The organism is Mesorhizobium sp. P3_A8 (assembly GCF_056402995.1).
Genome location: NZ_JBFUGI010000010.1, coordinates 88,997 through 115,558, shown reverse-complemented (window position 1 = coordinate 115,558; position 26,562 = coordinate 88,997). Strand labels below are relative to the sequence as shown.

The window sequence follows — 26,562 nt, the reverse complement described above, 5'->3', positions numbered from 1 at the left end:
GGTTCGCCCGTGCGTTTGGCCGCATCAACCGCAATCGCGGGACTGCCGAATTAGTCGGGTTGGCGGTCAGCGGCCGGACGGCGCCCGTCGATCCACAGCGCAAGCAATGTGCAGGCAGCACCCGACAGCAGATAGGCACCGGCGGCGATGAGGCCGAAATTGCCGGCCAAAAGCAGGGCTGCCAGCGGCGCGAAGCCGGCGCCGAACATCCAGGCCAGATCCGAGGTGATCGCCGAGCCGGTATAGCGATGCTGGCGGGAAAAGCTCGAGGCGACGACGCCCGACGATTGCCCGAAGCTCAGCCCCAGCAGGATGAAGCCCAGCACCATGAACAGCGCTTCGCCGATGGTGCCGCCATCCAGAAGCTGTGGCGCAAAGCCGCTGAACGTGGCGATGGCGATCGCCGAACCGCCGAGCAGCGCACGGCGTCCGACGCGATCGGCCAGCGGGCCCGAGGCGACGATGGCCGCAATCCCGAACAGCGCGCTCACCGCCTCAATGGCCAGGAAGCGTGCCGGCCCCTCATTGGTGAACAGGAACACCCAGGAGAGCGGAAACACCGTCACCATGTGGAACAGGGCGAAACTCGCCAGTGGCGCGAAGGCGCCGACGACGACGTTGTGGCCTTCGGCCCGGATCGTGTCCCTTATGCGCGTCGGCTGCAGGTCGCCGCTCTCGTACAGTTTCGAGAATTCGGGCGTGACGACAATGCGCAGCCTGGCGAACAGCGCCACGACATTGATGGCGAAGGCGACGAAGAAGGGATAGCGCCAGCCCCAGGCAAGGAAGTCGTCGGCCGACAGATTGGCGACGAAGAAGGCGAAGAGAGCGCTGGCCACGATGAGGCCGATCGGCGCGCCCAGTTGCGGGATCATGGCATAGAAGCCGCGCCGATTCTCAGGTGCATTCAGCGCCAGCAACGAGGGCAGTCCGTCCCATGTTCCGCCGAGCGCCAACCCCTGCCCGATACGGGCAAGCGCGAGCAGCCAGATCGCGACCGCACCGATGTCGCCGTAGCCCGGCAGAAAGGCGATGGCGACGGTCGAGGTGCCGAGCAGGAAGAGCGCGATGGTCAGTTTCGCGCCGCGGCCATAGGCGCGATCGATCGCCATGAACAAAACTGAGCCGAATGGGCGCGCGACGAAGGCGAGTGCGAAGATCGAGAAGGAATACAGCGTTCCGGCAAGCGGATCATGCGTCGGAAATATGAGCTTGGGGAACACGATGACGGACGCGATTGCATAGACGAAGAAGTCGAAGAACTCCGACGTCCTGCCGACAATCACGCCGACCGCGATATCGCCGGCGCTGACCTGGCCATGATGCGAGCCGATCAGCTCGCTGTTCGTTTCGGCAGTCGAAGTCTGAGCCATCTTATCCGTCGCCACCCCGTGGAATGAAGTGTCCGGGACCCAATTCTGGGGATTCCCCAATGGTCCTATTGTGCACTGCACACTGCGCCAAAGCCATGCCAGCTGGGCATTGGACAAATTGTCCAATGTTGCCGTGCCTCCGCGAGCAGTAGCCCTTGATCGATACCGCACTGCAACATGAACGGTTGCGGCGGTCCATCGAGGGCAGCGTTTGATGAAACGATTTGGAGCCTTGCTTCTGTTCCCCCTGGCCGGGCTGTTGAGCGGCTGCGATCTGGTCGTGCTCGCGCCCGCCGGCGATGTCGCCGCCCAGCAGCGCGACCTGCTCGTGGTCTCGACCCTGCTGATGCTGATCATCATCGTGCCGGTCATGGCGCTGACTGTTTTTTTCGCCTGGCGCTACCGCCAATCCAACGCTTCGGCGACCTACGCGCCGGACTGGGATCATTCGACGAAACTCGAACTGGTGATCTGGGCAGCCCCTCTGCTGATCATCATATGCCTTGGCGCGCTGACCTGGCTCGGCACGCATTTGCTCGACCCCTATCGCCGCATCGACCGCATCGAACCCGGCCAGCCGGTCACGGAGCTGCACAAGCCGCTGCGGGTCGAGGTCGTGGCGCTCGACTGGAAATGGCTCTTCATCTATCCGGACTACGGCATCGCCTCCGTCAACGAGCTGGCGGCGCCGGTCAATCAGCCGATCGACTTCCGCATCACCTCGTCGGCGGTGATGAACTCCTTCTACATTCCGGCCCTTGCCGGGCAGATCTATGCCATGCCGGCGATGGAGACGAAGCTGCACGCCGTCATCAATCGGCCGGGTACCTATATGGGCTTCTCGGCCAATTACAGCGGTGCCGGCTTTTCCGGGATGCGCTTCGCATTCCACGGCCTGTCCGAGCAGGCCTTCGACCAGTGGGTGGCGCAGACCAGGACCGCGTCGGCGGCGCTCGACCGCGAGACCTATCTCGACCTCGAAAAGCCGAGCGAGAACGAGCCGGTCCGCCACTATGCCTCCGTCGATCCTGACCTCTACGGCGCCATCCTCAATCTGTGCGTCGAGCGCGGCAAGATGTGCATGAGCGAGATGATGTCGATCGACGCCAAGGGTGGCCTCGGCCTTGCGGGTGTCCGCAACACGCTGCCGCTGCAATACGACAAGCTCGCCCGGCGCGGCGCGGTGTTCGGCAACGAACCGTCCTATGTCGCCAGCATCTGCACGGCTGAGGAAGCGGCTGCCGCGGCGCGCGCGGCCGGCGATGCCACGCCGACGGATTGGCCGGCCAGGAATCTTTCCCCGCTGCGTGGGGCGGGGCTGCTCAGGCCCGGGACCGAGAGCCGCCGCGCCGAGGCGGATGCGCCGTCGCTCGGCCTGCTGCGGCAAGAATTGTGAGAGACAGAAGATGCCCGACACGCTGACCAAATTCATCTTCGGCCGTCTCACCTTGGACTCGCTGCCGCTGCACGAGCCGATCGTCGTCGCCACCTTCGCCGCGGTGGCGCTCGGCGGCATCGCCCTTCTCGGCATCATCACCTATTTCAAGCTCTGGACCTACCTGTGGCGCGAGTGGTTCACCAGCGTCGACCACAAGAAGATCGGCATCATGTACATGGTGCTCGGCCTGGTCATGCTGCTGCGCGGCTTCTCCGACGCCATCATGATGCGCCTGCAACAGGCCATCGCCTTCAACGGTTCCGAGGGCTACCTCAACTCGCATCACTACGACCAGATCTTTACCGCACACGGCGTGATCATGATCTTCTTCGTGGCAATGCCCTTCGTCACCGGGCTGATGAACTTCGTCGTACCGCTGCAGATCGGCGCGCGTGACGTCTCCTTCCCCTTCCTCAACAATTTCAGCTTCTGGATGACGGTCGGCGGCGCCATCCTGGTCATGGCATCACTGTTCGTCGGTGAATTCGCCCGCACCGGCTGGCTCGCCTATCCGCCGCTCTCCGGCATCGGCTACAGTCCCGACGTCGGCGTCGATTATTACATATGGGCGCTGCAGGTGGCGGGTGTCGGCACGACGCTGTCGGGCATCAATCTGATCTGCACGATCATCAAGATGCGCGCGCCCGGTATGACGATGATGCGCATGCCTGTCTTCACCTGGACGTCGCTGTGCACCAACGTGCTGATCGTGGCGTCCTTCCCGGTGCTGACGGCGGTGCTTTCGCTGCTGGCTCTCGACCGTTATGTCGGCACCAATTTCTTCACCAACGACTTCGGCGGCAACCCGATGATGTATGTGAACCTCATCTGGATATGGGGTCACCCGGAAGTCTACATTCTCATCCTGCCGCTGTTTGGCGTCTTTTCCGAGGTCACCTCGACCTTCTCCGGCAAGCGCCTGTTCGGCTACACCTCGATGGTCTACGCCACAGTGGTCATCACCATCCTGTCGTACCTTGTCTGGCTGCACCACTTCTTCACCATGGGCTCGGGCGCCAGCGTCAATTCCTTTTTCGGCATCACCACGATGATCATCTCGATCCCGACCGGAGCGAAGATATTCAACTGGCTGTTCACAATGTATCGCGGCCGCATCCGCTTCGAACTGCCGATGATGTGGACGATGGCCTTCATGCTCACCTTCACCGTCGGCGGCATGACCGGCGTGCTGCTTGCCGTGCCGCCGGCGGATTTCGTCCTGCACAACAGCCTGTTCCTGATCGCCCACTTCCACAACGTCATCATCGGCGGCGTGCTGTTCGGCCTGTTTGCCGGCATTGCCTACTGGTGGCCCAAGGCCTTCGGCTTCAAGCTCGATCCGTTCTGGGGCAAGGTGTCGTTCTGGTGCTGGGTGGTCGGCTTCTGGTTCGCCTTCATGCCGCTCTATGTCCTCGGCCTGATGGGCGTGACGCGCCGCATGCGCGTCTTCGACGACCCTTCGCTGCAGATATGGTTCGTGATCGCCGCCTTTGGCGCGGTGCTGATCGCCTTCGGCATCGCCGCCTTCCTGATCCAGATCTTCGTCTCCATTCGCAAGCGCGAGGCTCTGACCGATCCGACCGGCGATCCCTGGGACGGCCGCACGCTCGAATGGTCGACCTCGTCGCCGCCGCCTGCCTACAACTTCGCCTTCACGCCGGTCGTGCGCGACAACGACGCCTGGTGGGACATGAAGAAGGCCGGCTACACCAGGCCGCTCTCGGGCTTCAAGCCGATCCATATGCCAAGCAATACCGGCACGGGCGTCATCCTGGCCGCCTTCAGCGTGGCGCTCGGCTTCGGCCTGATCTGGTACATCTGGTGGCTGGCGGCGCTGAGCTTCGTCTGCCTGATCGCCACCGCGATCGGCCACACCTTCAACTATATCAGAGACTTCCACATTCCGGCTGCCGAGGTCACGCAGGCGGAGGAGGCGAGGACGACGCTCCTCGCCGCTCAGGGCTAGGGTTTGAGCATGGCTTCGATTGCAACCACGGCGGGCACCGAACCGGTGTTTCATCTGGAAGAAGAGCATGCGCACGCCGAAGGCAGCAGCACCATGCTTGGCTTCTGGCTCTATCTGATGAGCGACTGCCTGATCTTCGCCATGCTGTTCGCGGCCTATGGCGTGCTCGGCGGCAACTACGCGGCGGGGCCTGCGCCGAAGGACCTGTTCGACCTCGATCTGGTAGCGGTCAACACCGCCATGCTGCTCTTCTCCTCGATCACCTATGGCTTTGCCATGCTGACCATGGACAAGGGCCGCGTGGCGGCGACGCAAGCCTGGCTTGCCGTGACCGGCCTGTTCGGCCTCGCCTTCCTGTCGATCGAACTCTACGAATTCTCGCACATGATCCATGAAGGCGCGACGCCGCAGCGCAGTGCCTTCCTGTCGTCCTTCTTCACCCTGGTCGGCACGCACGGCCTGCATGTCACCTTCGGCATCGTCTGGCTGGTGACGCTGATGACACAGGTCGCACGGTTTGGCCTTACCGAGGCCAACCGCCGCCGGCTGATGTGCCTCAGCATGTTCTGGCATTTCCTCGACGTCGTCTGGATCGGCGTCTTCACCTTCGTCTACCTGATGGGGATGTTGCGATGAGCGCTCATGATCATGCCGAGGGTCACGGCCACGCCCATGGCGGAGCCGCGCACGGGTCGTTCAAGGGCTATCTGATCGGCTTCGTCCTGTCGGTGATCCTGACCGCCATCCCGTTCTGGCTGGTCATGAGCGGCGCCATCGACAACAAGCAGGCCACGGCCATCGTCATCATGGCCTTCGCGGTGGTCCAGATCGTCGTCCACATGGTCTTCTTCCTGCATATGAACACCGCCTCCGAGGGCGGATGGTCGATGCTGGCGCTGATCTTCACGATGATCCTCGTCGTCATCGTGCTGACCGGTTCGCTCTGGGTGATGTACCACCTCAACGCCAACATGATGCCGGGGCTTCACGACATGCGCGAGATGCCATGAGCCCGGCGCCGGGCGCGGAGGAGACCACGATCGAGGCACGGATGGGGCAGGCCGACATCAGCTTGCGTGCCGAGCCACGAAAGGAAGCCGGCAGATCGCCCACGTCACGGCTTTTCCTCGCACTGCTCGGGCTCCTCGGCGTGCTGGTGTTTCTCGGGCTTGGCATCTGGCAGCTGGAAAGGCGGGTCTGGAAACTCGACCTGATCGCCCGCGTCGACCAGCGCATCCACGCTCCGGTTGCCGATGCGCCCGGCCCAGCGAACTGGAACGGTATGACCGCGGCCGCTAACGAGTACAGCCACGTCCGATTGGCCGGTCGATTTCTGGGCGGCGAGAACACACTGGTGCAGGCGGTGACGGAACTTGGCGGTGGCTATTGGGTGCTGACGCCGATGCGCACCGACCTTGGCTTCGTCGTGCTGGTCAACCGCGGCTTCATTCCCCAGGAGCGCAAGGCCGAGTTCGAACAAGAGAGTGGCAGCCTTGCGTCGTCGACCGTCATTGACGGCCTGTTGCGCATGAGCGAGCCCGGCGGCGGCTTCCTGCGCAACAACGATGCCGCGGCCAATCGCTGGTATTCGCGCGACGTCGCCGCCATCGCCAACGCCCGCGGCCTGACCAAGGACGTCGCCCCCTATTTCGTCGACGCGGAAGCATCCGGCGGCTGGCCGCGCGGCGGCCTGACCGTCGTGACTTTCCGCAACAGCCACCTCGTCTACGCTTTGACCTGGTTCACGCTCGCTGCGATGCTCGCCGTAGCCCTGGCCGCGCCGATGATCGGCGGCCGCTGGCGGCGAGGACCGGCAAGATGAGCGCCCCGTCGCAAACGCTTCGCAACGACAAATCCTTCGCGGTATCCCTGGCGGGCAGCGGCGCCGTCTCGGATCCAGACGCGGCGAACAGGAAGAACCTGCTCCTGCTTATCCAGTTGCGTTGGCTGGCGGTGGCCGGTCAGGTGCTTACCATTCTGGCGACGGAATACTGGTTCGACATCCCGCTGCCGCTGGCGGAGATGGCCGGCGTGGTGCTTTTCCTGGTCGGGCTGAACATCTTCAGCCTGCTCGCTTCGCGCGGCCGGCGCCCGATCAGCAACGCGCAGCTCTTCGTCGCGCTCATCTTCGACATGGCGGCGCTGACGACCCAGCTCTACCTGAGCGGTGGTGCCTCGAACCCGTTCGTGTCGCTCTACCTCTTGCAGATCACGCTTGGCGCCGCGCTGCTGACGCCCTGGTCTACCTGGATCCTCGTGGCGGCCGCTTCCGCCTGCTTCGTTTTCCTCACCTTCCAGTTCCAGCCGATCGCCATTCCTCATCACGGCGGCAGCGACCTGCTGGCCCTGCATATCAGGGGCATGTTCATATGCTTCGTCCTGGCGGCGGGCCTGATCGTGATCTTCATGACGCGCATCAACCGCAATCTGCGCGAGCGCGATGCCTATCTCGCCGATCTGCGCCAGCACTCTGCCGAGGAGGATCACATCGTGCGCATGGGTCTGCTCGCCTCCGGTGCCGCGCATGAACTGGGCACGCCGCTTTCGACCATCTCCGTCATCCTCTCCGACTGGCGCCAGATGCGCAGCGTCACCCGCAACCGCGAGCTGGCTGGGGACGTCGCCGAAATGCAGGCGCAGATCGAGCGTTGCAAAAGCATCGTGTCGGGCATCCTGATGTCTTCGGGGCAGGCGCGCGGCGAAGGCACGATCCGCACCAGCATTCGCCATTTCCTCGACGATCTGGTCCAGGAGTGGCGCGGCAGCCGCCAGCCGCTCAATCTGGAGTACAGCAACGATTTCGAACCCGACGAGCAGATCGTCTCCGACACGGCGCTGAAGCAGGTGATCTTCAACGTCTTCGACAACGCCCAGGAAGCCTCGCCCGATTGGGTCGGCGTCACTGCCGAACGGCAGGGCGAGACACTGGTGATTGCCGTGCGCGACCGCGGGCCGGGTTTTGACGAGGCTATTCTAGCGGCGCTCGGCCAGCCCTATATGTCGAGCAAGGGACGGCCGGGCGGCGGCCTTGGCCTTTTCCTCGTCGTCAACGTGGTTCGAAAGCTGGGAGGCGACTTTTCGGCGCGTAACATGGAGCAGGGGGCCTGTGTTACGCTCTCGCTGCCGCTGGCGGCACTGACCGATGGAGATGATCATGAGGCCTGATCGATCCCTGTTTATCGTCGAGGACGACGCCACCTTTGCGAAGACGCTGAAACGCTCCTTCGAAAAGCGCGACTACGACGTCGTGGTCTGCCACGGCAGGGAAGAGTTGGCTCGCGCCCTTGAAACAGCGGTTCCGGCTTACGCCGTCGTTGATCTCAAGCTTGGCGCCGGCGGCTCCGGGCTGGAATGCGTCAAACTGCTCAGCGCCCGCGACGCTTCGATGAGGATCGTCGTGCTGACCGGCTTCGCCAGCATCGCCACGGCGGTCGAGGCGATCAAGCTCGGCGCATGTCACTATTTGGCCAAGCCCGCCAATACCGATGACATCGAAGCCGCCTTCGGCCGGGCCGAGGGCGATGTTTCCGTGTCGCTGAGCAGCCGTCCCACCTCGATCAAGAACCTCGAATGGGAGCGCATCCACGAGACGCTCGTCGAGACCGGCTTCAACATCTCCGAAACCGCGCGCCGGCTTGGCCTGCACCGGCGCACCTTGGCCCGCAAGCTTGAGAAACGCGTGGTGCGATAGCCGGAAGCGCTGCGGCCAATTCGAGCGGTAGCATTCAAAGCTTTCCTGCGTGGCCCGGGATGCCTATCTGTGTGGACAAACACCGGAACAGGCAACAGGCGTGGCGCAACGATCGGGCAGTGCGGATCTTCCACTTCACGGCGGACGCGTGCCGAAATGGCTGGGCGACCGCATGACGCGCCTTGGCGCCGTCATGTGCGAGGCGATCATCCATCACTATGGCCGCAACGAATTGCTGCGGCGGCTGGCGCATCCGTTCTGGTTTCAGTCCTTCGGCGCCGTCATGGGCATGGACTGGCACTCGTCCGGCATCACGACCAGCGTCGTCGGCGCCTTGAAACGGGGTCTGACGCCGCTGTCTGGCGAACTCGGCATTCATGTCTGCGGCGGCCGTGGCGCGCATTCGCGCAAAACCCCGCATGAACTGGCCGCCATCGGCGAGCGCATCGGCTTCGACGGAGCGCGCCTTGCGACCGTCAGCCGGCTCGTCGCCAAGGTCGATAGCGCCGCCGTTCAGGATGGTTTCGATCTCTATCTGCACGGCTTCATCGTCACCGACGACGGCGACTGGGTGGTGGTGCAGCAAGGCATGAACGGCGACAGCAAGGTGGCACGCCGCTACCATTGGCTGTCCGAAGGGTTGAAGAGTTTTGTTGATCAGCCGCATGCCGCAATCGAGGGCGCCAACCAGGGCGAGATCGTCAACCTGACCGACCGCCGCGCCGAGGCCTCGCGCCAGGGACAACTGGACCTGCTCCACGACCTTGGCCCGGACCGCATCCTGCGCGAATTCGCTGCTTTGCATCCCAACACCGCCCCAGCTTCGGAGCAGCCGCTGCTGCCGCATCTGGTCATGCCGGCTCACCATGATGTCCGCGAAAGCGATGTCGTCATGCGTCGCCTGCATGGAAACATGGCGGCGGCCGCGGAGCGTGGCCCGGCGGATTTCTCCGAGCTTCTGCTGGTTCCCGGTGTGGGCGCGCGCACCGTGCGCGCATTGGCCCTCGTCGCCGAAGTCGTCCACGGCGCGCCGTGCCGTTTTTCCGATCCGGGCCGTTTCTCGCTCGCCCATGGCGGCAAGGACAGGCACCCTTTCCCTGTTCCGCTCAAGGTCTACGACGAGACGATCGGCGTGCTGAAGTCCGCCGTGCAGAAGGCCAGGCTTGGCCGCGACGAGGAAATCGGCGCGTTGAGACGGCTTGACGATCAGTCGCGGCAGGTCGAGCGATACGTCACCGGCCCCAGCTTGAAGGAAATCGTCGCCGGCGAATTCGACCAGTCGCATCTGCTTGGCGGCCGCAGTGTCTTTGGCTGGGAACCGGCGCCGGACCAAGCGCCCGCGGAGCTGAACAAGAAGGCGTGACGGGCCGACCGTGCTCACCGCATCATCATGCCACGCGACGGTAGCTGTAATGGTCCCGGATGAATTCGTTGAAGAAGCGGCCTTTCGAGGCAGCTTTCCGGAAAGCGGCATAGGTTGCCGGGGCAACGTCCGCATAATCGTAGCGATGGCCGCTCGGCACGAACCAGACGGAGAGGGTCCTGGTCGCGAGATCGTACTGTGTGTTTCGGATCGCGGTCGACGGCATGTTGGCACCTGACGGCTCAGCCAGATAAATTCGCCAGACATGGTGCGGTTCCCTGCCATTGCCGCCGCTGTCACGTACGCTAGAGCGGCTGGATATTGCCTTGCAGTCCTGCGTTCACCATCTAGGCGGGATGTCGCAGCTCAAATCGAAAGCCATCGGCCACACTTCGGCATTCCAGCATGATCTCTTTGGTGCCGCGGAGGATCTGCCCGAAGGTTTTGCCTACCAGCCCGGATTGATCACGCCGCATGAAGAGACGGAGCTCGCCCGGCATCTTGAGGGACTGCCGTTCCAGGCGTTTGATTTCCACGGCTATCTTGCAAACCGGCGTGTCGTCGGGTTTGGCCTGCGCTACGATTATGACCGGCGCGAAGTGGTCGAGGCGCTGCCGATTCCCGACTTTCTGCTGCCTTTGCGCGAAAGGGTCGCGGCCTTTGCGCGCCGGCCCGTCGAGGCTTTCGCGCAGGTGCTGATCAATGAATACCGGCCGGGCGCTGGTATCGGCTGGCATCGCGACAAGCCGCATTTCGAAGATGTCGCCGGCGTTTCGCTGCTGGCGCCCTGCAGCTTCCGGCTGCGGCGAAAGAGCGGCGACAAATGGGAGCGCCGGACCATCGTCGTCGAGCCAAGGTCGGTCTATCTCATGACCGGCCCTTCGCGCACACAATGGGAGCACAGCATCCCGCCGCTTGCCGAGCATCGCTACTCCATCACCTTGCGGACGCTGCGCCCCCAAAACCCCTGAGCATCGCGCCGGCGTAAAGGCCAGGGCCGATCTCGATGGCTCTACTTCACGCCGATGCCGGCGGTCAGACCGCCATCGATCTTGTAATCGGCGCCGGTGCAGAAGCCGGCCTTTGACGAGCACAGGAAAGCGATGAGTTCCGCCACCTCCTCGGGCTCGCCGATGCGGCCAAGCGGATGCGCCGCGCCGAAGCGCATGTAGGCCTCTTCGACATCGGCATCGCTGCCATTGTCGCCGCGCGCGGCCTTCTCCAGGATCGGCGTGCGGATCGAACCGGGGCTCACCGAATTCACCCTTATGCCTGATGCTGCGTAGTCGAGCGCCAGCGAGCGCGTCAGCGTGTGGATGGCGCCCTTGGTCGTGGCATAGGCGGCGACGTTCTGCTGGCAGGCGAAACCTTGCACCGAGGCGACATTGACGATGGCGCCGCCACCCCGCCTGATCATTTCCGGGATGCCGAAATGCGCGGTCAGATAGATCGAGCCGACATTGACCGTCATTGCCCGGTTCCAGGTTTCCCAATCGGTCGTCGTCGCGGTTCCGTAGGGATGCACCGCGGCGGAATTGACGATGACATCGATGCCACCGAATTTCGCGACGCCGGCCGCGATCGCGTCGCGCACCTGGTCGGAAACGGAGACGTCAACCGTTTGCACCAGCGCATCCGCTCCGGTTTTGGCAAGGCTTTCCTGCATGGCGGTATTGGCGGCCCGGTCGATGCCGCAGGCGATGATCGCAGCACCCCCCTGCGCCAGCCGTCTTGCGGTGGCGAGCGCGATGCCGGTTGTCCCCGTCACCAATGCCACCTTGCCGTCGAAATCCTTCATCGCGGAAGCTCCTTCATGCGCTATCGAAAATCTCGTTCTGAGTTTGACACTCATCGTAGTCAAACAATAGGTTGCCGGTCTCTCGCAAAAAGGAAAGCGGTAATGGAACAGTGCTGGCGCTGGTATGGTCCGGATGATCCGGTGACACTCGATCATGTCAGACAGGCTGGCGCCACGGGCGTGGTTTCTGCGCTCCATCATATCTACGATGGCCGAGCCTGGCCCGAAGCCGATGTCCTCGAGCGCAAGCGTATCATCGAGGCCGCCGGCCTGACATGGTCGGTGGTCGAAAGCATCCCGGTCCACAATTCCTTCAAGATCGGCGCGCCCGAACGCGAGCGCTATGCCGGCTACTATCGCGACAGCATCCGCACGCTCGCCAAGGCCGGCATCAAAACAGTTTGCTACAATTTCATGCCGGTGGTGGACTGGACGCGCACCGACCTCATGCATCGCCTGCCAACAACCGGCTACGCCTTGCGTTTCGATGCCATCGACTTTGCCGCCTATGATCTGTTCGTGCTGCAACGCAAGAACGGCGCTGCCAGCTATACGCCGGCGCGGATCGCCGAGGCCGAGAAGCGGCTGAAGGCGCTGACGTCAGAGCAAATCGACCAGATCGAGCGCAACCTGATCGCCGGCCTGCCAGCGACCGAGCGCAAGTACGACCGCGACAGTTTCCGCGAGGCTTTGGCGGAATATGATGGGATCGGGCCGAAGGAATTGCGCGACAATCTTGCCTGGTTCCTGCGCGAGATCATTCCGGTGGCGGAAGAGGAAGGGGTGCGCATGTGCATCCATCCCGACGACCCGCCCTTCTCGCTCTATGGCCTGCCGCGCGTCGTCTCGACCGCGCAGGATGCGCGTTTCATCCTCGACGCCGTCGACAGCCCGGCCAATGGCCTGACCTTCTGCACCGGCTCCTACGGCACGCGCGCCGACAACGACATTGTCGCCATGGTCAAGGAATTCGCCGGCCGCATCCATTTCGTCCATCTGCGCAACATCACTATCGAGGAGGACGGCTCGTTTTACGAAGCCGAGCATCTCGAGGGCGGTACCGACATGGCGCATGTCATCCTGGCCCTGATGCAGGAGGAGACGCGCCGCCGCAAGGAGGGCCGTGCCGACTGGCGCATCCCGATGCGGCCGGACCATGGCCACCTGCTCGCCGACGATATCGGCAAGAAGAAGATCAATCCCGGCTACTCGTTGATCGGCCGGCTGAAAGGCCTCGCCGAGCTGCGCGGCATCATGCGCGCCGTGGAGAAGTTCGGATTGGCTTGACGCTTAGTGGAGGTGCCTGAGCTTGTCGGGATTGCGCACGACATAGATCGCCGCGATCTTCCCGTCCTCGATGTCGAGTGCGGTGGTCTGGAGTTCGCCATCGGCTTCCAGGGTGACGAACCCCGGCAAGCCGTTGATGAAACCGACGCGGACAAGTTTCGAGGCATGCGTGCGCAACCAAGCCGCCACACGCTCGTACTGCGCCATCACGGCATCGAAACCCAGGGCCGGCTCGGTGGCCGCCGGACGCTTGCCGCCACCGTCGGCATGGGCAATGACATCGGCTGATAACATGGCGCCAAGCGCCTTCATGTCACCGCTGCGCGACGCCGTGAAAAAGGCCTCGGCGAGTTCGAGGCCGTGTTGTCTTTCCACCGCAAAGCGAGGCCGCGCCTCGCGGACATGGCCGCGTGCCCGGGCCGCCAGCTGACGGCAGGCCGCCGGCGCGCTCGACGGCTGCCGCGACCTGGTCAAATCCCAAGCCGAACACATCGTGCAGCAGAAAGGCGGCGCGCTCGAGCGGAGACAGGCGCTCCAGCGCCAGCATCAGCGGCAAGGTGACGTCTTCCAGCTCGTCCTCTTCCACCACGGGATCGGGAAGCCAGGGGCCGACATAGGTCTCACGTTTGTGCCGCGCGGATTTGAGCTGGTCGAGGCAGAGACGCGTGACCGTGCGGCGCAGGAAGGCTTCGGGCTCGCGCACCGCGCTGCGGTCGGCCTTCATCCAGCGGATGAAGGCCTCCTGCACGGCATCCTCGGCGTCCGACACCGAGCCGAGCATGCGGTAGGCGACGCGCATGAGCTTGGGGCGCAGCGGGCCGAAGCCTGCTGCGGCATCGTCGTCCGCCGTGCCCGTCATCAGGCTGCGGCCACCCGGGCGGCCTTCACGGCCGCCGGATCGGCATACAGGCCGAAACCGACAGCGATGCGGTTCCAGGCGTTGATGATGTTGATCGTCAAGGTGAGTTTGATCTGCTCCTCCTCCGTGAAATGCGCCTTCAGCTCTTCGTAGGCGCTCGCATGGCCAGCACCTTCCGACAGGCGGGTCAAGGCCTCTGTCCAGTTGAGTGCCGCGCGTTCGCGGTCGCTGTAGCAGGGTGCCTCGCGCCAGGCCGGCAAAAGGTAGATGCGCTGCTCGGTCTCACCGTTCTCGCGCGCCTCGGTGGCATGGAGATTGATGCAGTTGGCGCAGCCATTGATCTGCGAGGCGCGCAGCTTCACCAGTTCGGTGAGGCTGTGCTCAAGGCTGGCGGCTGCGGAGAGCTCGATCGAGAAGCGCTGCCAGTTCTTCATCAGCACAGGGGCGGCGGCGAAGAGGTCGATTTTTGCGGTCATGGTTGGCTTCCTTCTGTTGGTGCCAATCCCATGACGAGTGAGGAAATGCTGGTGTGACATAGACGCCAGGTTTTTTGATGCCGCCGATCTTTCACGCACGCCGGTTGGACGGCAACGGACCCAGCAGGGTTAAGCGCGATTGGCCGCGCCCAGCGCCGGTCTGATCGCGATCATCATCCGCTTGCCCCTGCGAATGGAAAAATTGTTCGTCACGGCCGCAACGAAGGGCTGATCGTTTCTTTCCCGGCAATCTGAAGTCGATGAGACTTGCGCGCGTTATGGCGGCTTCGGTCGCGAAAAAGTGCCTGCATGTTCAATCGGCTGGGTTTTCCGGGCGGAGATTTCAAGCAACGCCCTGAACGCGCCAGGAAAGGAGCCTGATATGCCCAGAATAGTGCCTGTGCTCGATCTGAGCCGTCTTGAGCAAGGCGCGTCGGAACGCCGGACATTTCTGGCGGACTTGCGCTCCGCTTCGCGCGACATCGGCTTTTTCTATCTGGCCGGACATGGCATCTCCTGGGCGGAGATCAGCGAGGTGCTTACCGCGTCGCGCCAGTTCTTTGCCTTGCCGGAGGCTGACAAGCTGGCGATCGAGATGGTCAAGTCCTCGCAGTTCCGCGGCTACACCCGCGCCGGCGGCGAACTGACCAAGGGCAAGGAGGACTGGCGCGAACAACTCGACATCGGCGTCGAGCGCCAGGCCATCGCGCAAGGGCCGGGAATTCCCGCCTGGACGCGGCTGCAGGGCCCGAACCAGTGGCCCGCGGCGCTGCCGGATCTCAAACCGGCGCTGCTCGCGTGGCAAAGCAAGGCCACGGCCGTGGCGATCCGGCTGCTGAAGGCCTTCGCGCTGTCGCTCGATCAGCCCGAGGACGCGTTCGACCCGATCTACAGCGCAGAGCCCAACCATCGCATGAAGATCGTGCGCTACCCCGGCCGCGATGCGACCGGCGGCGACCAGGGTGTCGGCGCGCACAAGGACGGCGGTTTCCTGACGCTGCTGCTCCAGGATGACAATAAGGGGCTGCAAGTCGACTATGACGGTACCTGGGTGGATGTGGACCCCATTCCCGGCACGCTCGTCGTCAACATCGGCGAATTGCTCGAACTGGCCTCGAATGGCTATTTGCGCGCAACCGTACATCGTGTGGTGACGCCGCCCGCCGGCGTCGAGCGCATTTCGGTGCCGTTCTTCTTCAGCGCCAGGCTCGATGCGACGATCCCGCTGCTTGGCCTTTCCGAGGAATTGGCGGCGCAGGCGCGCGGGCCGGCCAGCGATCCGGACAATCCGTTGTTTCGCGATGTCGGAACCAATGTGCTGAAAAGCCGGCTGCGCTCGCATCCCGACGTCGCGCGGCGCCACTATGCCGATCTGCTCGAAAGGGAAAGCCGGGTTGGCTGAGCCTTTGGCCAAGAAAGGACAGGATTTTTGCCATCCTGGCCAATTTTTAGAAAATCGTTCGTCGTATCTAGCCGAGAATCGGTCCAAAAGAGAAAAATCCGTTCGGTGTTTTCCTCCCATTTCACCGAGCGGTGTTCCCCTCTGAAGGTTATGACCTTCTTTTTGGCCGGGCCGTTTTCGCGCCCGGCCTTTTTCTTGGCTTGCGCGTTGCCGTCGCCGTGCTGATCCGGCAAGTTTCAAGACAGCTCATTCGCCAGCCATCGATCGCAGTCCCGTTGAAAGAAGGAGAGGTCTCATGACATCCAATGTCGCCGTCATCGCCGGTGCGGGCTCCGGCCTGAGCGCCTCGCTGGCGCGCCTTCTGGCGAAGGAAGGGTTCAGCGTCGTTCTGGCCGCGCGCAATATCGAGAAACTCAGTGCCTTGCAGGCTGAGACCGGCGCGCAAGCGGTGGCAACGGATGTCTCCGACCCCGCATCGGTCGAGCGTCTGTTCGATGTCGCCGACAAGGCCGGCACGCTTTCGCTGGTCGTTTTCAACGCCAGCGGCCGTGCCCGTGGGCCGGTAGCCGAGCTCGATCCAGAGGCGGTCCGGCAGGCTTTGCTGGTTGGCGCCTATGGCGGGTTCCTGGTCGGCCAGCAGGCGGCCCGACGGCTGGTCGCTCTGGGCTCGGGTTCGATCCTCTTCACCGGCGCGACGGCCAGCGTAAAGGGGTTCGCCGGCTCCGCCGGTTTTGCGATGCCCAAATTCGGCTTGCGCGGGCTGGCGCAGTCCATGGCCCGTGAACTGGCGCCGAAGAACGTCCACGTCGCGCATTTCATCATCGACGGCGGCATCGCTTCGGCCGCGTCCGGACAGGAGTCCGGGCCGCCGGATCGCCGTTTGTCACCGGATGCGATCGCCGAAGCCTATCTTTCCATTCATCGCCAGCACCGCAGCGCCTGGACCTGGGAAATGGAGCTCAGGCCCTGGGTCGAGACCTTCTGATGGGGTGCGCAGGGGTGCGACTTTGGTGCAAGCTGTGGGCACCGTTGGGAGGAGTCGACATTGGATGAGGATATCACTATATACCGGCGGCTTCGCTGGCTCGCGCCTAGAAGCGAAACGTCAAAAGGCGGCTGTAGCGACAGCCATTGAGATTACTAAACGGACTGAAAGCCGTAAAAGGTAGAAGCAATTGCTCGGAGCGGGCCAGATCCCGCCAACGGTACAGTCCTTCAGAATCAGAAAATGTTTTTCACCCCTCGATTTCCTTCAGCTCTGTGGACCCTGGACGGCATTGACTTGCCGGGCGGCCGCGACTCGGCTGGAATGGGAGAATGCATCCTTTGCGGGATGCCGACGTTTATGATTACCAACCGGCTTTGCCGCCAGGGAACAGCAGTATGAGTGAACACGCGATCGAGTTCTTGCGGGGATGGATCGGCGAAAAGGTCCATTGCCAGTCCCAGGCCAGAATCGACAAGCAGGCCGAGACATTGGCCAAGGAATGCGCCGCCAAGGCTGCGGAAGTCGGTATTCCCCTGGAGGACATCCAGGAAGAAGTCGGTGATATCCAGGAACTCATTGCGTCCCGGCTCGAGGAAGCAGCCGAGGCAGACGAGCACCAGCAGGCGTCCAGCAAGGCAGCGGAATAGATTTTAACGGCCACTCGGTTTGAATGCGCGGGCCTTTCGGCCCGCGTTTTTCGTCTCAGCCGAACTTTTCTTTCAGCCACACCTTCGGCAGCGCCGGCACGAAATTGCCGTCGCGGCCGGTCATGTCGTTATTGGCGATCAGGGCGTTGAGGATCGATTCCTCTACGGTCTGGATCACGGCATCGAAAAACGGATCGATGTCTGTATCGGGAATGAAGTCGGCATTGGCGAGCCTGCCCGACGGCGCCAGCGCCGCGGCAGGGTTGGCGGTCGAGAAGGCGATAAAGATGTCGCCCGAGCTGTGGTAGCCGAAGCCGCCGGTCATGGCGACGCCAAGCGGCACGCGGCGAGCCAGCCGCTTCATCTGGTGCGGCAGGAATGGCGCATCGGTGGCGATGACGGCGATGATCGAACCCTTTTCGGCACGTGGCGTGCCTTCGCGTATCGCCGGCTCCGCGAGTTCGAGCCCAGCGCGCAGGCCACGAAGGGTAAAATTGCGCCGTTTGCCGAAATTCGACTGCACGAACGCGCCGACCGTGTAAGCTTGGCCCTGCCATTCAACGACACGCGAAGCCGTCCCCGAGCCGGCCTTGAAGCCGAAGGTGATCATGCCGGTGCCGCCGCCGACGCTGCCTTCCTCGATCGCGCCGCTAGCGGCACAGTCAAGTGCCTGAGCCACATGCTCAAAGGTCAAATGGTGGCCGTTGATGTCGTTGAGGAAGCCGTCATAGGTTTCGGCCGCCACCGGCAGGCCCCAGCCGCTGTCGAGCGCCTCCGGCAGCACGCGTTGCATCCAGCGCAGCGTGCCGTCGCGCGAAACACCACAGGAATGGGTGTTGGTGATGGTGATCGGAAAGTTGAAGGCGCCGGTTTCCTCGACGATGTGCGAGCCGGTCAGCTCGCCATTGCCGTTCTGGCTGAAAATACCGGCGAAGACCGGCGTGGCCAGATCAGCAAGTGGCCTGGGCAGGATCGCGGTGACACCGGTGCGCACCGGTCCCTTGCCGACCACCAGCGCGCCATCGCCTGAAATCAGCGTCGCATAGCCGACCGCGACGCCGGGCACATCGGTGATGGCGTTAAACGAGCCCGGCGTGCCGTCAAAACCGATCCCAAAGCTTCGGGCGCGCGGTTTGCCTGACGGCGTTTTCCGGTGATGCGAACTATCGGTCATGGGTGTCTCAGAATAGGGAGCCTTGGTTGCCAGGTTCCTTGGTCTTGGTCGCAGGCTTCGCAACCGGCTTCGGCCGCGCCGCACCGCTGGTTGCCACCGCATCCGCCGTGCCGTCGGCGAACTCCAGTGAAAGCGCCATCCCCGATGCCACGTCAGCCGCCTGCTTGATGACGGCGCCATCGGCATCCTTCACCAGCGCGAAGCCGCGCGCCAGGACGGCCTTGTGCGAAAGCGTGGTCAGCAGGCGCTCGGCCTGGCTCAACTGGCCGCGCAGGCGCTCGAGCCGCAGCGAGATGACCCGGTCTTGCCGCCTGGCGAGCGCCGCCAGTGTGTCGGCCTGCAGTTTCTGGCGGCGCGCGATCGGTGCCGGCGACAGCCGCGTCGCGGTGCGCGCAAAGCGCGTGCGGCGCTCACGCACGATGGCAAAGAACGCCGCTTGCGCCCGGGCGAGATCGCGGCCGGTCAGCGTGCGCGCCTCGTTTATGCGCCGCGACAGCGTGGCCGGCGTCAGCCTTTGGCCCTGGAGCCGCGCCCGCTTGCGATCGACGCTGACGGACAAGCCGCGGCCGAGCCTCGATGTCGCCTCGTCGAGGCGCCGGCGCGGCAGCGCCAGCAATTGATCGGGCGAGGGCAGAGCGCGCGCTGCCGCACGGGCAGCCTGCCGCTTGCGCTCGAAATTGCGCAGCACCGCTGCCTTGAGCCGTGCGCCAAGGCTGGCCAGCGTCGCTTCGAGGTCGGCCTTCACCGGGACCGCGATTTCGGCGGCGCCCGTCGGTGTCGGCGCCCGCACGTCGGCGACAAGGTCGATCAGTGTCCAGTCGGTTTCGTGGCCGACGGCGGAAATCACCGGAATGCCGGAGGCGGCAACGGCGCGGGCCAGGCCCTCGTCGTTGAAGCCCCACAGATCCTCCAGGCTGCCGCCGCCGCGCGCGACAATCAAGAGATCAGGGCGCTGGATAGCGCCGTCCCATGCCAGTGCGTTGAAACCGGTGACGGCGTTGGTCACTTCCACGCCTGATGTCTCACCCTGAACGCGCACCGGCCAGACCAGCACATGCAGCGGAAATCGATCCTTGATGCGGTGGATGATGTCGCGGATGACGGACCCGGTCGGCGAGGTGACGACACCGATGACGCGCGGCATGAAGGGCAGCCGGCGTTTGCGGCCGGCCTCGAAAAGCCCTTCCGCCTGCAGTCGGCGCTTGCGCTCTTCCAGCAGCGCCATCAGCGCCCCGGCGCCGGCCGGCTCCAGATTGTCGATGACGATCTGGTAGTTGGACTTGCCGGGATAGGTGGTGAGCTTGCCGGTGGCGATCACCTCCATCCCTTCCTCGGGACGGAATTTCAGCCGGCTCATCGTGCCTTTCCACACCACGGCGTCAAGCCGGGCGCGGTCGTCCTTCAGCGCGAAATAGGCATGGCCGGAGGAATGCGGGCCGCGATAGCCGGAGATTTCGCCGCGCACCCGCACATTGCCGAAGACGTCCTCGACCGTGCGCTTCAGCGCGCCGGAAATCTCGCTCACCGTATATTCGGTGGCGTTGGTGCGTGATTCGGATGCTGCGTCGCTCATCGGCCGATTGGGGGACGGTTGGGCTCCCGCGTCAAGGCGCCAGTGCCTGCCCAGATGTTATAACGCGATCTTAAGGCTGGTTTGGTTGACTGCGCCCAACGAAGCTGGCCAAGGACGCATGAGCGCACGCGCACATCGCAGCCCACTGACGTATCAGGTCACGCTGACCGTGCTGGCGCTTGCCGCTTTTGCACTGGTCATGGTCGTGGGCTTCGGCTTCTACGCCGCCGTGCAGGCTGACCGCGTTTCGTTGGAGCGCCAAAAGATATTCTTCGCCAACGGCTTGCAGGACCAGATCGCCGCCGTCGAGCGCGAGCAGGAAAGTGTCGCGGTCTGGGACGATTCCGTCACCAACGCCAAATCGGGCAATCAGGCGTGGATGGCCGAAAACCTCAGCGTCTGGATGTCTTCCTACTACGGCCACAACCGGGTCTATGTGCTGGATGATGTCAACCGTCCGATCCACGCCATGCAGGAAGGCAAGGTGGTGCCGGCTTCCGTCTATGGTGCGGATGAGCCCGCGCTGCTGCCGACCATCGAGAAGCTGCGCCAGCTGATCGCGCAACCGCCGAAAGAGAACGCATCAGGCGGCCCGGCCAAACTGGTCGCCGAGGACCTGGTGTCGCTTGACGGGAAGCCCGCCATCCTCAGTGTCATGCCGCTGGTGCCGAGTTCGGATCGGGTCACCCAGGTGCCGGGAAGCGAATATCTGCATCTCTCGGTGGAGTTCATCAACGCTGCCGTCATCGGCAAGATCGCCGAAAAATATCTGCTCGATGGCGCCCATCTGCTGCCTCTGTCGCAATCGGTCGGCTCGGCTGCCATTCCGCTGATGGATTCGCGCGGTGTCATTCTCGGCTATATCGGCTGGGATCAGGAGCGCCCCGGTCTGACACTGATACGCAAGGCCGGCCCGGCATTGATCGCCGGCATGCTGCTTGCCGCCGGTGCGCTGGCTTTTCTCTTGCGGCGCCTGCGCCGGACATCGCTGGCGCTGCAGACAAGTCAGGCGGACGCACAGTATCTCGCTTTTCACGATACGCTGACGGGGCTCCCCAATCGGGCGCTTTTCGAGGATAGGCTGCGACGGGCTTTGCTCACGACCGGGCGCGATACGGCAAGGACGGCTCTCCTCTATCTCGACATAGATCGCTTCAAACATGTCAACGATACGCTCGGTCATCCCGCCGGCGACGAACTCGTGCGCCAGACAGCGGCCAGGCTGCAGAGGACGATCCGCGAGATCGATACGGTGGCGCGGCTCGGCGGCGACGAGTTCGCGATCATCCTGGTCGATATTCGCGACACCAGGGTGGCCGAGGATATTTCGGAACGGCTGCTGCGGAAATTGCAGGAGCCTTTCCGGCTGATGGATGACCAGGTCTTCGTCAGCGCCAGCATCGGCATAGCCTTGGCGTCGGGTCCAAAAGTCGATGCCGACGATCTGCTGCGCAAGGCCGATATTGCACTCTACGAAGCCAAGAAGAATGGCCGCGGCCGCTATCAGGTCTTCGCCGGTGACATGGACGACCTGTTGTTGCGCAAGCGCAAGGTCGAGAATGCGCTCCGTCGCGCCCTCCGTGGCGGGACCGAGATCAAGCTGGCCTATCAGCCGATTTTCGCCGCCGACGGCAGGACGATCGTCGGGGCCGAGGCGCTGATCCGCTGGGCGCATGAGATTCATGGCGCCCTGCCGCCGCAACAGTTCATCGCCATTGCCGAGGAACGCGGCATGATCGGCGAGCTTGGCCAATGGGTGCTGCGCGAGGCCTGCCGCTTCGCAGCCGACACGCAATTGCCGTGGGTGGCCGTCAACGTCTCGCCGCTGCAACTGCGCGACGCAGGTTTTGCCGAGCAGGTCGCGTCGATCCTCGCCGAGACCGGCCTGCCGCCGGCGCGATTGCAGCTCGAGATTACCGAAAGCGTGCTTCTGGAAAATAACGACACGACCAGGATGGCTCTGGAGGCCTTGCGCCGATCGGGCGTTGGCGTGGTGCTCGATGATTTCGGCACCGGCTATTCATCATTGAATTACCTACGCCGTCACCTGATCGACAAGCTCAAGATCGACCGTTCCTTCGTGCGCCTTCTCGACGAAGACTCCAGTTCCGCCGCGATCGTCAAGGCGTTGATTGACCTGGCGATAGCGCTCGATGTCGAAGTTACCGCGGAGGGCGTCGAGACCGAGGAGCAAAAGGCGCTGCTCGTCGGCATGGGCTGCCATCAGATGCAGGGTTACCTGCTGGCGCCGCCGCTCGAGCCTGCCCAGTTGCTGCTCTTGCCGGGCTTGTCGCCCATCCAGAGCGGACCAGCGTCGATGCGCGCGTAATTCTTTCCTACCAGCCCGGCAGGATCTGGTTCGGTCTGGTCCGCTTCATCTTGGCGAAGGCGAGGGCCGCGAAGTCGAACGTTCCCGTCTCCTCGCCAAGCGGCACCGAGATGTTGTCCAGGCTTTCCGAGATGTGGCGGGCAAGCGCATCGACGATCTCCGGCCGCGAGGTCTGGCCGCGCATGATGCCGATGCGGCAGTCGGGCAGGGCGCCGAAGCCGTCGGCCTCGCCCAGCACCCGCATGCCGGGTCTGAGCGCGCATTCCGGCAGCACTGAGATCGCCAGGCCCGAGAGCACGGCGGCGGTGATGACGGTCGCCGAGAAACTGGTGAACAGGATGCGGTAGTCGCGGTTCTGCTGGTCCAGCACATCGACGGCGGCGCGCCGCCAGATGCAGTTCGGACGGCCGAAGGCCATCGGCAGCGTCACCTGTTCATGCGTCGCATGGTTGGCCGAGCTGACCCACAGCAGCGGCTCGCGCCGCACCACTTCCGACTGGCCCCGCACATCATTGTGCGTCACCAGCGCCAGGTCGAGATTGCCGCGCTTGATATGCTCGACCAGCCCCGGCGTCGGCTCGCAGATGACGGTCAGTTCGACGCGGGGATTGGAGCGCGTGAAGCGTGCCATGATCTCCGGCAGGAAACGGTCGGCATAGTCGTCCGGCGTGCCGATGCGGATCGTGCCTTCGAGCCGCTGGTCGTCGAAGGCGGCGAGCGTTTCGCGGTTGAGGTAGAGCAGCCGCCTGGCATAGGAGAGCAGCTTGTCGCCTTCCTCGGTCAGCTTGTTGTTGCGCCCCTCCTTCTCGAACAGCGGCTTGCCGATGCGCTCCTCCAGCCGGCGCATCTGCATCGACACCGCCGACTGGGTGCGGTGCACCTCTTCAGCTGCCCGCGTGAAGCTGCCGGTATCGGCGATCGAGATGAAGGTTTGCAACTGATCGAGATCGAGCGGCGCTTTCATCGGCGTGATCCATCACTAGTGTTGATGCTAAAGATTAGAAACATTCGTTGGATTAATCAATCGGCTGATGGCAAATTGGTATTGTCCACATGAAGGCATGTGAATCGAAGCCGGAACGGCCGCTGTTGCCAGCGCCGATCGTCGGGTTTTGTCCGTTCGAGTCTGAAGGAGACCGACAATGACCACGTTTGATTTCGCCACCGAGACCTCGCGCATCACCTCGCGTCCGGCCGTTGCGACGCGCGTGGCCAATACCGTCTCCAACGTCTACCGCGCCTGGAAAAATCGCCGCGCCTTCTATCGCCTTGGCGAGATGTCGGATGCCGAGCTCGCCGATATCGGCCTGACACGCGCCGACCTGCATGTCGCCATCGATGTGCCGTTCGGCCGCGATCCGACGGTGATCTTGCGTCAGATTGCCAGCGATCGCGTGGAAACGATCGAGGATCTCGCCCGCCAGGTGGCCTGATTGATTCAGTTTCGGTCCTGTTGAACCTTTTCAGGGTTCAGCGCGACCAAGGATTATGCAGGCTCCCCACTCCCTGCCGGTTCCCCGCCGGCCTGCCTGCACGTTGCCCGGTCCTCCCAAGGACCGGGCTTTTCTTTTGGAGCCGTGCGGCCCTGCCTACCGCCGGTCCATGTCCCGCTTGAACTGGTCGAAGATGGTTTCCACGCCCTTCTGGTAGTCGTCGCGCTGCTGGGCGCCGGTCTCGAACATCTTGCCGAAGATATCGTCGAACGGGTTCCTCGGCCTGCCGTTCGGATTGGCCTGCGGCTGCGGTGCCTGGCGCTGTTGCGGTGCCTGAGGTTGCGGCGCCGGCTGGCCGCCGGGCATGCCGAAGCCGCCGCCGCCGCGCAGCATCTCCTCAAAAATCTTCCCAAGCGGATTGTCGCCGTAGGGGCTCTGTGTCTGCTGGGGTTGCGGTTGAGCCTGGCCTTGTGGCTGCGGTGTGCCGCCGCCGAACATGTCCTGCAGCACCTTGCCGAGCGGGTTGTCGCCGTAGGGATTGGGCGCCGGCTGCGGCTGGCTTTGCGGTTGCGGCGCACCGCCGCCAAACATGTCCTGCAAGACCTTGCCGAGCGGGTTGTCCATCGGGTTCTGAGGCGGCGGCGCCTGGCGCTGTTGTGGCGCCTGCATGCCGCCTTGCCGCATCATCTGCTCGATGATCTCGCCAAGCGGATTGTTGCCGCCGCCGCCGAAACCGCCGGTGGCCTGCATCTGATTGGTCGTCTGCTTGAACAGTCCGCCCATCACCATCGAGGCGATCGCGGGCAGCATCTGCTGCAGGACCTGCTGGCTGACGCCGCTCGCTTGCGCCGCCTGGCTGGCCACGGCGCGCGACAGGTCCTTCGAGCCGAACAGGTGTCCCAGAATGCCATTGCCTTCATCGACGCCTTGCGGCGAGAAGGCGCGGGTCGCGTCCTCGAAATATTTGGCGTGCTGGCCGCTTGCCATCGCCGTCATAAAGGCGCCGAGCCCGTAAGGATCGGCGGTGTTGCGCTGCAAGCCCTGCGAAAAGGCCGGCAGCAGTGCTGCCACCGCTGCCTGTGTCTGCTGCATCGAAAGCCCATATTGTTGGGCAAGCGCCTGCATGCCGTTGCCGTTCTGGGCCTGCGTCAGCATGTCGAACAAGGTAGGCATCGGCTTCTCCTCCTGAATTCCTCGGAAGAGAGCCTAATTCGTTTCAACGCCCGATTGAAGCGGCTTTTGCCCCCGCGACGGCTAGCGGTTAATAGGCGTATTCCATAAATACCGGCTCGATCGAGCCGCCCCAGCGCGTGTGGTAGGCCGAAAGCATCTCCTCGGCGCTGGTCGTGCCGCGCGCCACCACTTCGTCCAAAGTGTTGAGGAACGAGGTTTCGTCGTAGCCGTCGCGGTTCTTCTTGCCGCGGTTCTTCAGTCCTGTGCGCGAAATGGCCATGACGTCGCGCGCGATCTCGCGCAGCGTCGTGTTGCGGAAGGGCGCGCCGATGCCGAGTTCCGGCACGGCGTTGCGCATGGCCAGCGTTTCTTCGTACGTCCAGCTCGAGGTCAACGCCTCGGCCGCGCCGAGCGCCGCTTCGTCGTAGAGCAAACCGACCCAGAAAGCCGGCAACGCGCAGATGCGCCGCCACGGGCCGCCATCGGCGCCGCGCATTTCCAGGAACCTCTTCAGCCGTACATCGGGGAACAGCGTCGACAGATGGTTCGCCCAGTCGCCCATGGTGGGCAGGCCGTCCGGCACCTCATTGCGCGCGGCACCGGCCATGAACTGGCGGAAGGTGATGTGCGTCATGTCGTGATAGCGGCCGTCGCGAATGACGAAATACATCGGCACATCGAGCGCCCATTCGACATAATCGGCGAAGCCGAAATCGGGCGAGAAGCAGAATTCAAGCAGGCCGGAACGCTGGTTGTCGGTGTCGCGCCAGATGTCGCCGCGCCAGCTTTGCAATCCGTTCGGGTGGCTCTCGGTGAACGGTGAATTGGCGAACAATGCCGTCGACAGCGGTTGCAGCTTCAGCGACACCTGCATCTTGCGGCGCATGTCGGCTTCGCTCTCGAAGTCGAGGTTCACCTGGATCGTGCAGGTGCGATACATCATGTCGAGGCCCTTGGTGCCGACCTTGGGCATGTAGCGGGTCATGATCTCATAGCGCGACTTCGGCATTTTCGGCGTCTCGGCCAGCGACCATTTCGGGCTGCCGCCGAGGCCGAGGAAGCGGATACCCATCGGCTCGGCGATCTCGCGCACCTGCGCCAGATGCGCATTGCCTTCGCGGCAGGTCTGATGGATCGTCTCCAGCGGTGCGCCGGACAGCTCGAACTGGCCGCCCGGTTCGAGCGAGATGGCGCCCTGGCCCGTCGGCTCGACCAGGCCGATGATGCGGCCGTCGTCCATGATCGGATCCCAGCCGAGTTTGTGCTGCATGCCTTCGAGGATGGCGCGGATGCCGCGCTCGCCGCCATAGGGCACGGGCGCGTTGCCATCGACATAGAAGGGGAATTTCTCGTGCTCGGTGCCGATGCGCCACTTGTCGCGCGGTTTGTTGCCTTCGGCCAGGTGCTCGACGAGTTCGTCGATGTGTTCGATCGGCCGGAAATCGGTTGTGTCGCGCGCCATGATCAAGCCCTCAAAAGCGGCTGAAGGGGCCGCCGGCGGTAAATGGACGAAATGTCAGCAGCCGATCAAGCGAAAAATCCTGAGCCAGAGGTCAAGAGGAATTGAATGCTACGATCGGGACCGCCTCTTG

Annotated in this window: 24 protein-coding genes and 1 pseudogene; 15 read left to right on the top strand and 10 right to left on the bottom strand. The window is 63.7% G+C overall.

Features of this window, described 5'->3' with window-relative positions; genetic code table 11:
- Nucleotides 1–50 precede the first annotated feature (50 nt).
- Nucleotides 51–1,373, bottom strand: a complete 1,323-nt coding sequence (locus AC1DX4_RS23110; protein WP_477222488.1) for an MFS transporter — start codon at nucleotides 1,371–1,373, stop codon at nucleotides 51–53.
- A 214-nt stretch (nucleotides 1,374–1,587) separates the two neighbouring features.
- Between AC1DX4_RS23110 and cyoA the strand changes: the two genes are divergently transcribed.
- The 8 genes from cyoA (at nucleotide 1,588) to AC1DX4_RS23070 (ending at nucleotide 9,831) form a co-directional block, all read left to right on the top strand.
- Nucleotides 1,588–2,769, top strand: a complete 1,182-nt coding sequence (gene cyoA, locus AC1DX4_RS23105; RefSeq protein ID WP_477222487.1) for a ubiquinol oxidase subunit II — start codon at nucleotides 1,588–1,590, stop codon at nucleotides 2,767–2,769.
- Nucleotides 2,770–2,779: 10 nt separating this feature from the next.
- Complete coding sequence (gene cyoB, locus AC1DX4_RS23100; protein ID WP_477222486.1) at nucleotides 2,780–4,777, top strand: cytochrome o ubiquinol oxidase subunit I; 1,998 nt, start codon at nucleotides 2,780–2,782, stop codon at nucleotides 4,775–4,777.
- A 9-nt stretch (nucleotides 4,778–4,786) separates the two neighbouring features.
- The gene (gene cyoC / locus AC1DX4_RS23095; RefSeq protein ID WP_183456568.1) at nucleotides 4,787–5,413 is read left to right on the top strand and encodes a cytochrome o ubiquinol oxidase subunit III; all 627 of its coding nucleotides are present in this window, start codon (nucleotides 4,787–4,789) and stop codon (nucleotides 5,411–5,413) included.
- A complete protein-coding gene (gene cyoD, locus AC1DX4_RS23090; protein WP_477222485.1) occupies nucleotides 5,410–5,787 on the top strand; it encodes a cytochrome o ubiquinol oxidase subunit IV in 378 nt (125 codons plus the stop codon). The genes cyoC and cyoD overlap by 4 nt, the downstream gene beginning before the upstream one ends.
- On the top strand, nucleotides 5,784–6,599 hold the full coding sequence (locus tag AC1DX4_RS23085) for an SURF1 family protein (RefSeq protein ID WP_477222484.1): 816 nt from the start codon (nucleotides 5,784–5,786) through the stop codon (nucleotides 6,597–6,599). Before cyoD ends, AC1DX4_RS23085 begins: the two co-directional genes overlap by 4 nt.
- Nucleotides 6,596–7,942 carry an ATP-binding protein gene (locus tag AC1DX4_RS23080; RefSeq protein WP_477222483.1) on the top strand — a complete coding sequence of 449 codons (1,347 nt, stop codon included), beginning with the start codon at nucleotides 6,596–6,598 and terminating at the stop codon, nucleotides 7,940–7,942. Before AC1DX4_RS23085 ends, AC1DX4_RS23080 begins: the two co-directional genes overlap by 4 nt.
- A complete protein-coding gene (locus AC1DX4_RS23075; RefSeq protein WP_258585623.1) occupies nucleotides 7,932–8,468 on the top strand; it encodes a response regulator transcription factor in 537 nt (178 codons plus the stop codon). The genes AC1DX4_RS23080 and AC1DX4_RS23075 overlap by 11 nt, the downstream gene beginning before the upstream one ends.
- Before the next feature lie 100 nt (nucleotides 8,469–8,568).
- A complete protein-coding gene (locus AC1DX4_RS23070) occupies nucleotides 8,569–9,831 on the top strand; it encodes a DUF763 domain-containing protein (protein ID WP_477222482.1) in 1,263 nt (420 codons plus the stop codon).
- A 25-nt stretch (nucleotides 9,832–9,856) separates the two neighbouring features.
- Here the strand turns inward: AC1DX4_RS23070 and AC1DX4_RS23065 are convergent, their stop codons facing one another.
- The gene (locus AC1DX4_RS23065) at nucleotides 9,857–10,057 is read right to left on the bottom strand and encodes a KTSC domain-containing protein (RefSeq protein WP_477222481.1); all 201 of its coding nucleotides are present in this window, start codon (nucleotides 10,055–10,057) and stop codon (nucleotides 9,857–9,859) included.
- A 130-nt stretch (nucleotides 10,058–10,187) separates the two neighbouring features.
- On the opposite strand from AC1DX4_RS23065, the gene AC1DX4_RS23060 reads away from it, so the two are divergent.
- Nucleotides 10,188–10,802 (top strand): alpha-ketoglutarate-dependent dioxygenase AlkB, encoded by a 615-nt coding sequence (locus tag AC1DX4_RS23060; RefSeq protein ID WP_477222480.1) that lies wholly within the window; start codon nucleotides 10,188–10,190, stop codon nucleotides 10,800–10,802.
- 41 nt (nucleotides 10,803–10,843) lie between these two features.
- Here AC1DX4_RS23060 and AC1DX4_RS23055 read toward each other — a convergent pair whose 3' ends face one another.
- A complete protein-coding gene (locus AC1DX4_RS23055) occupies nucleotides 10,844–11,629 on the bottom strand; it encodes an SDR family NAD(P)-dependent oxidoreductase (RefSeq protein ID WP_477222479.1) in 786 nt (261 codons plus the stop codon).
- A gap of 102 nt (nucleotides 11,630–11,731) precedes the next feature.
- Here AC1DX4_RS23055 and uxuA point away from each other — a divergent pair, with 102 nt between their 5' ends.
- The gene (gene uxuA / locus AC1DX4_RS23050) at nucleotides 11,732–12,916 is read left to right on the top strand and encodes a mannonate dehydratase (protein ID WP_477222478.1); all 1,185 of its coding nucleotides are present in this window, start codon (nucleotides 11,732–11,734) and stop codon (nucleotides 12,914–12,916) included.
- A gap of 3 nt (nucleotides 12,917–12,919) precedes the next feature.
- Here the strand turns inward: uxuA and AC1DX4_RS23045 are convergent.
- Together AC1DX4_RS23045 and AC1DX4_RS23040 are read right to left on the bottom strand one after the other, a co-directional pair.
- Nucleotides 12,920–13,775: pseudogene (locus tag AC1DX4_RS23045) on the bottom strand (sigma-70 family RNA polymerase sigma factor).
- A complete protein-coding gene (locus tag AC1DX4_RS23040; RefSeq protein WP_477222477.1) occupies nucleotides 13,775–14,251 on the bottom strand; it encodes a carboxymuconolactone decarboxylase family protein in 477 nt (158 codons plus the stop codon). Before AC1DX4_RS23040 ends, AC1DX4_RS23045 begins: the two are co-directional and overlap by 1 nt.
- Nucleotides 14,252–14,633: 382 nt before the next feature.
- Between AC1DX4_RS23040 and AC1DX4_RS23035 the strand changes: the two genes are divergently transcribed.
- The 3 genes from AC1DX4_RS23035 to AC1DX4_RS23025 all read left to right on the top strand — a co-directional run bounded on the left by AC1DX4_RS23035 (nucleotide 14,634) and on the right by AC1DX4_RS23025 (nucleotide 17,288).
- On the top strand, nucleotides 14,634–15,653 hold the full coding sequence (locus AC1DX4_RS23035) for an isopenicillin N synthase family dioxygenase (RefSeq protein ID WP_477222476.1): 1,020 nt from the start codon (nucleotides 14,634–14,636) through the stop codon (nucleotides 15,651–15,653).
- A gap of 295 nt (nucleotides 15,654–15,948) precedes the next feature.
- Nucleotides 15,949–16,638, top strand: a complete 690-nt coding sequence (locus AC1DX4_RS23030) for an SDR family NAD(P)-dependent oxidoreductase (RefSeq protein WP_477222475.1) — start codon at nucleotides 15,949–15,951, stop codon at nucleotides 16,636–16,638.
- Between the two features lie 398 nt (nucleotides 16,639–17,036).
- Nucleotides 17,037–17,288: a DUF768 domain-containing protein gene (locus tag AC1DX4_RS23025; RefSeq protein ID WP_172233607.1), complete on the top strand. Its 252-nt coding sequence runs from the start codon at nucleotides 17,037–17,039 to the stop codon at nucleotides 17,286–17,288.
- A 55-nt stretch (nucleotides 17,289–17,343) separates the two neighbouring features.
- On the opposite strand, the gene AC1DX4_RS23020 is transcribed toward AC1DX4_RS23025, so the two are convergent.
- Together AC1DX4_RS23020 and xseA are read right to left on the bottom strand one after the other, a co-directional pair.
- Entirely contained in the window at nucleotides 17,344–18,462 is a 1,119-nt protein-coding gene (locus AC1DX4_RS23020; RefSeq protein ID WP_477222474.1) for a DmpA family aminopeptidase, read from the bottom strand.
- 7 nt (nucleotides 18,463–18,469) lie between these two features.
- On the bottom strand, nucleotides 18,470–20,035 hold the full coding sequence (gene xseA / locus AC1DX4_RS23015; RefSeq protein ID WP_477222473.1) for an exodeoxyribonuclease VII large subunit: 1,566 nt from the start codon (nucleotides 20,033–20,035) through the stop codon (nucleotides 18,470–18,472).
- A gap of 118 nt (nucleotides 20,036–20,153) precedes the next feature.
- Here xseA and AC1DX4_RS23010 point away from each other — a divergent pair, with 118 nt between their 5' ends.
- The gene (locus AC1DX4_RS23010) at nucleotides 20,154–22,364 is read left to right on the top strand and encodes a bifunctional diguanylate cyclase/phosphodiesterase (RefSeq protein ID WP_477222472.1); all 2,211 of its coding nucleotides are present in this window, start codon (nucleotides 20,154–20,156) and stop codon (nucleotides 22,362–22,364) included.
- 7 nt (nucleotides 22,365–22,371) lie between these two features.
- On the opposite strand, the gene AC1DX4_RS23005 is transcribed toward AC1DX4_RS23010, so the two are convergent.
- On the bottom strand, nucleotides 22,372–23,328 hold the full coding sequence (locus tag AC1DX4_RS23005) for a LysR substrate-binding domain-containing protein (protein ID WP_477222471.1): 957 nt from the start codon (nucleotides 23,326–23,328) through the stop codon (nucleotides 22,372–22,374).
- Between the two features lie 178 nt (nucleotides 23,329–23,506).
- Between AC1DX4_RS23005 and AC1DX4_RS23000 the strand changes: the two genes are divergently transcribed.
- Complete coding sequence (locus tag AC1DX4_RS23000) at nucleotides 23,507–23,797, top strand: DUF1127 domain-containing protein (protein ID WP_172233599.1); 291 nt, start codon at nucleotides 23,507–23,509, stop codon at nucleotides 23,795–23,797.
- 156 nt (nucleotides 23,798–23,953) lie between these two features.
- Here AC1DX4_RS23000 and AC1DX4_RS22995 read toward each other — a convergent pair whose 3' ends face one another.
- Both AC1DX4_RS22995 and AC1DX4_RS22990 read right to left on the bottom strand, forming a co-directional pair.
- A complete protein-coding gene (locus tag AC1DX4_RS22995) occupies nucleotides 23,954–24,970 on the bottom strand; it encodes a DUF937 domain-containing protein (RefSeq protein WP_477222470.1) in 1,017 nt (338 codons plus the stop codon).
- 88 nt (nucleotides 24,971–25,058) lie between these two features.
- On the bottom strand, nucleotides 25,059–26,432 hold the full coding sequence (locus AC1DX4_RS22990; RefSeq protein ID WP_477222469.1) for a glutamate--cysteine ligase: 1,374 nt from the start codon (nucleotides 26,430–26,432) through the stop codon (nucleotides 25,059–25,061).
- Between the last annotated feature and the right edge of the window lie 130 nt (nucleotides 26,433–26,562).

Excerpts from the sequence above, each read along its gene's own strand:
- AC1DX4_RS23030 (WP_477222475.1), top strand. The coding sequence starts at position 15,949 with ATGACATCCAATGTCGCCGTCATCGCCGGTGCGGGCTCCGGCCTGAGC.
- AC1DX4_RS23110 (WP_477222488.1), bottom strand. The coding sequence starts at position 1,373 with ATGGCTCAGACTTCGACTGCCGAAACGAACAGCGAGCTGATCGGCTCG.
- cyoB (WP_477222486.1), top strand. The coding sequence starts at position 2,780 with ATGCCCGACACGCTGACCAAATTCATCTTCGGCCGTCTCACCTTGGAC.
- AC1DX4_RS23060 (WP_477222480.1), top strand. The coding sequence starts at position 10,188 with ATGTCGCAGCTCAAATCGAAAGCCATCGGCCACACTTCGGCATTCCAG.
- cyoC (WP_183456568.1), top strand. The coding sequence starts at position 4,787 with ATGGCTTCGATTGCAACCACGGCGGGCACCGAACCGGTGTTTCATCTG.
- AC1DX4_RS23005 (WP_477222471.1), bottom strand. The coding sequence starts at position 23,328 with ATGAAAGCGCCGCTCGATCTCGATCAGTTGCAAACCTTCATCTCGATC.
- AC1DX4_RS23035 (WP_477222476.1), top strand. The coding sequence starts at position 14,634 with ATGCCCAGAATAGTGCCTGTGCTCGATCTGAGCCGTCTTGAGCAAGGC.
- AC1DX4_RS23080 (WP_477222483.1), top strand. The coding sequence starts at position 6,596 with ATGAGCGCCCCGTCGCAAACGCTTCGCAACGACAAATCCTTCGCGGTA.
- AC1DX4_RS22990 (WP_477222469.1), bottom strand. The coding sequence starts at position 26,432 with ATGGCGCGCGACACAACCGATTTCCGGCCGATCGAACACATCGACGAA.
- AC1DX4_RS23010 (WP_477222472.1), top strand. The coding sequence starts at position 20,154 with ATGAGCGCACGCGCACATCGCAGCCCACTGACGTATCAGGTCACGCTG.
- AC1DX4_RS23040 (WP_477222477.1), bottom strand. The coding sequence starts at position 14,251 with ATGACCGCAAAAATCGACCTCTTCGCCGCCGCCCCTGTGCTGATGAAG.
- AC1DX4_RS23055 (WP_477222479.1), bottom strand. The coding sequence starts at position 11,629 with ATGAAGGATTTCGACGGCAAGGTGGCATTGGTGACGGGGACAACCGGC.
- AC1DX4_RS23065 (WP_477222481.1), bottom strand. The coding sequence starts at position 10,057 with ATGCCGTCGACCGCGATCCGAAACACACAGTACGATCTCGCGACCAGG.
- AC1DX4_RS23025 (WP_172233607.1), top strand. The coding sequence starts at position 17,037 with ATGAGTGAACACGCGATCGAGTTCTTGCGGGGATGGATCGGCGAAAAG.
- xseA (WP_477222473.1), bottom strand. The coding sequence starts at position 20,035 with ATGAGCGACGCAGCATCCGAATCACGCACCAACGCCACCGAATATACG.
- AC1DX4_RS22995 (WP_477222470.1), bottom strand. The coding sequence starts at position 24,970 with ATGCCTACCTTGTTCGACATGCTGACGCAGGCCCAGAACGGCAACGGC.
- AC1DX4_RS23075 (WP_258585623.1), top strand. The coding sequence starts at position 7,932 with ATGAGGCCTGATCGATCCCTGTTTATCGTCGAGGACGACGCCACCTTT.
- uxuA (WP_477222478.1), top strand. The coding sequence starts at position 11,732 with ATGGAACAGTGCTGGCGCTGGTATGGTCCGGATGATCCGGTGACACTC.
- AC1DX4_RS23020 (WP_477222474.1), bottom strand. The coding sequence starts at position 18,462 with ATGACCGATAGTTCGCATCACCGGAAAACGCCGTCAGGCAAACCGCGC.
- AC1DX4_RS23000 (WP_172233599.1), top strand. The coding sequence starts at position 23,507 with ATGACCACGTTTGATTTCGCCACCGAGACCTCGCGCATCACCTCGCGT.
- cyoA (WP_477222487.1), top strand. The coding sequence starts at position 1,588 with ATGAAACGATTTGGAGCCTTGCTTCTGTTCCCCCTGGCCGGGCTGTTG.
- cyoD (WP_477222485.1), top strand. The coding sequence starts at position 5,410 with ATGAGCGCTCATGATCATGCCGAGGGTCACGGCCACGCCCATGGCGGA.
- AC1DX4_RS23085 (WP_477222484.1), top strand. The coding sequence starts at position 5,784 with ATGAGCCCGGCGCCGGGCGCGGAGGAGACCACGATCGAGGCACGGATG.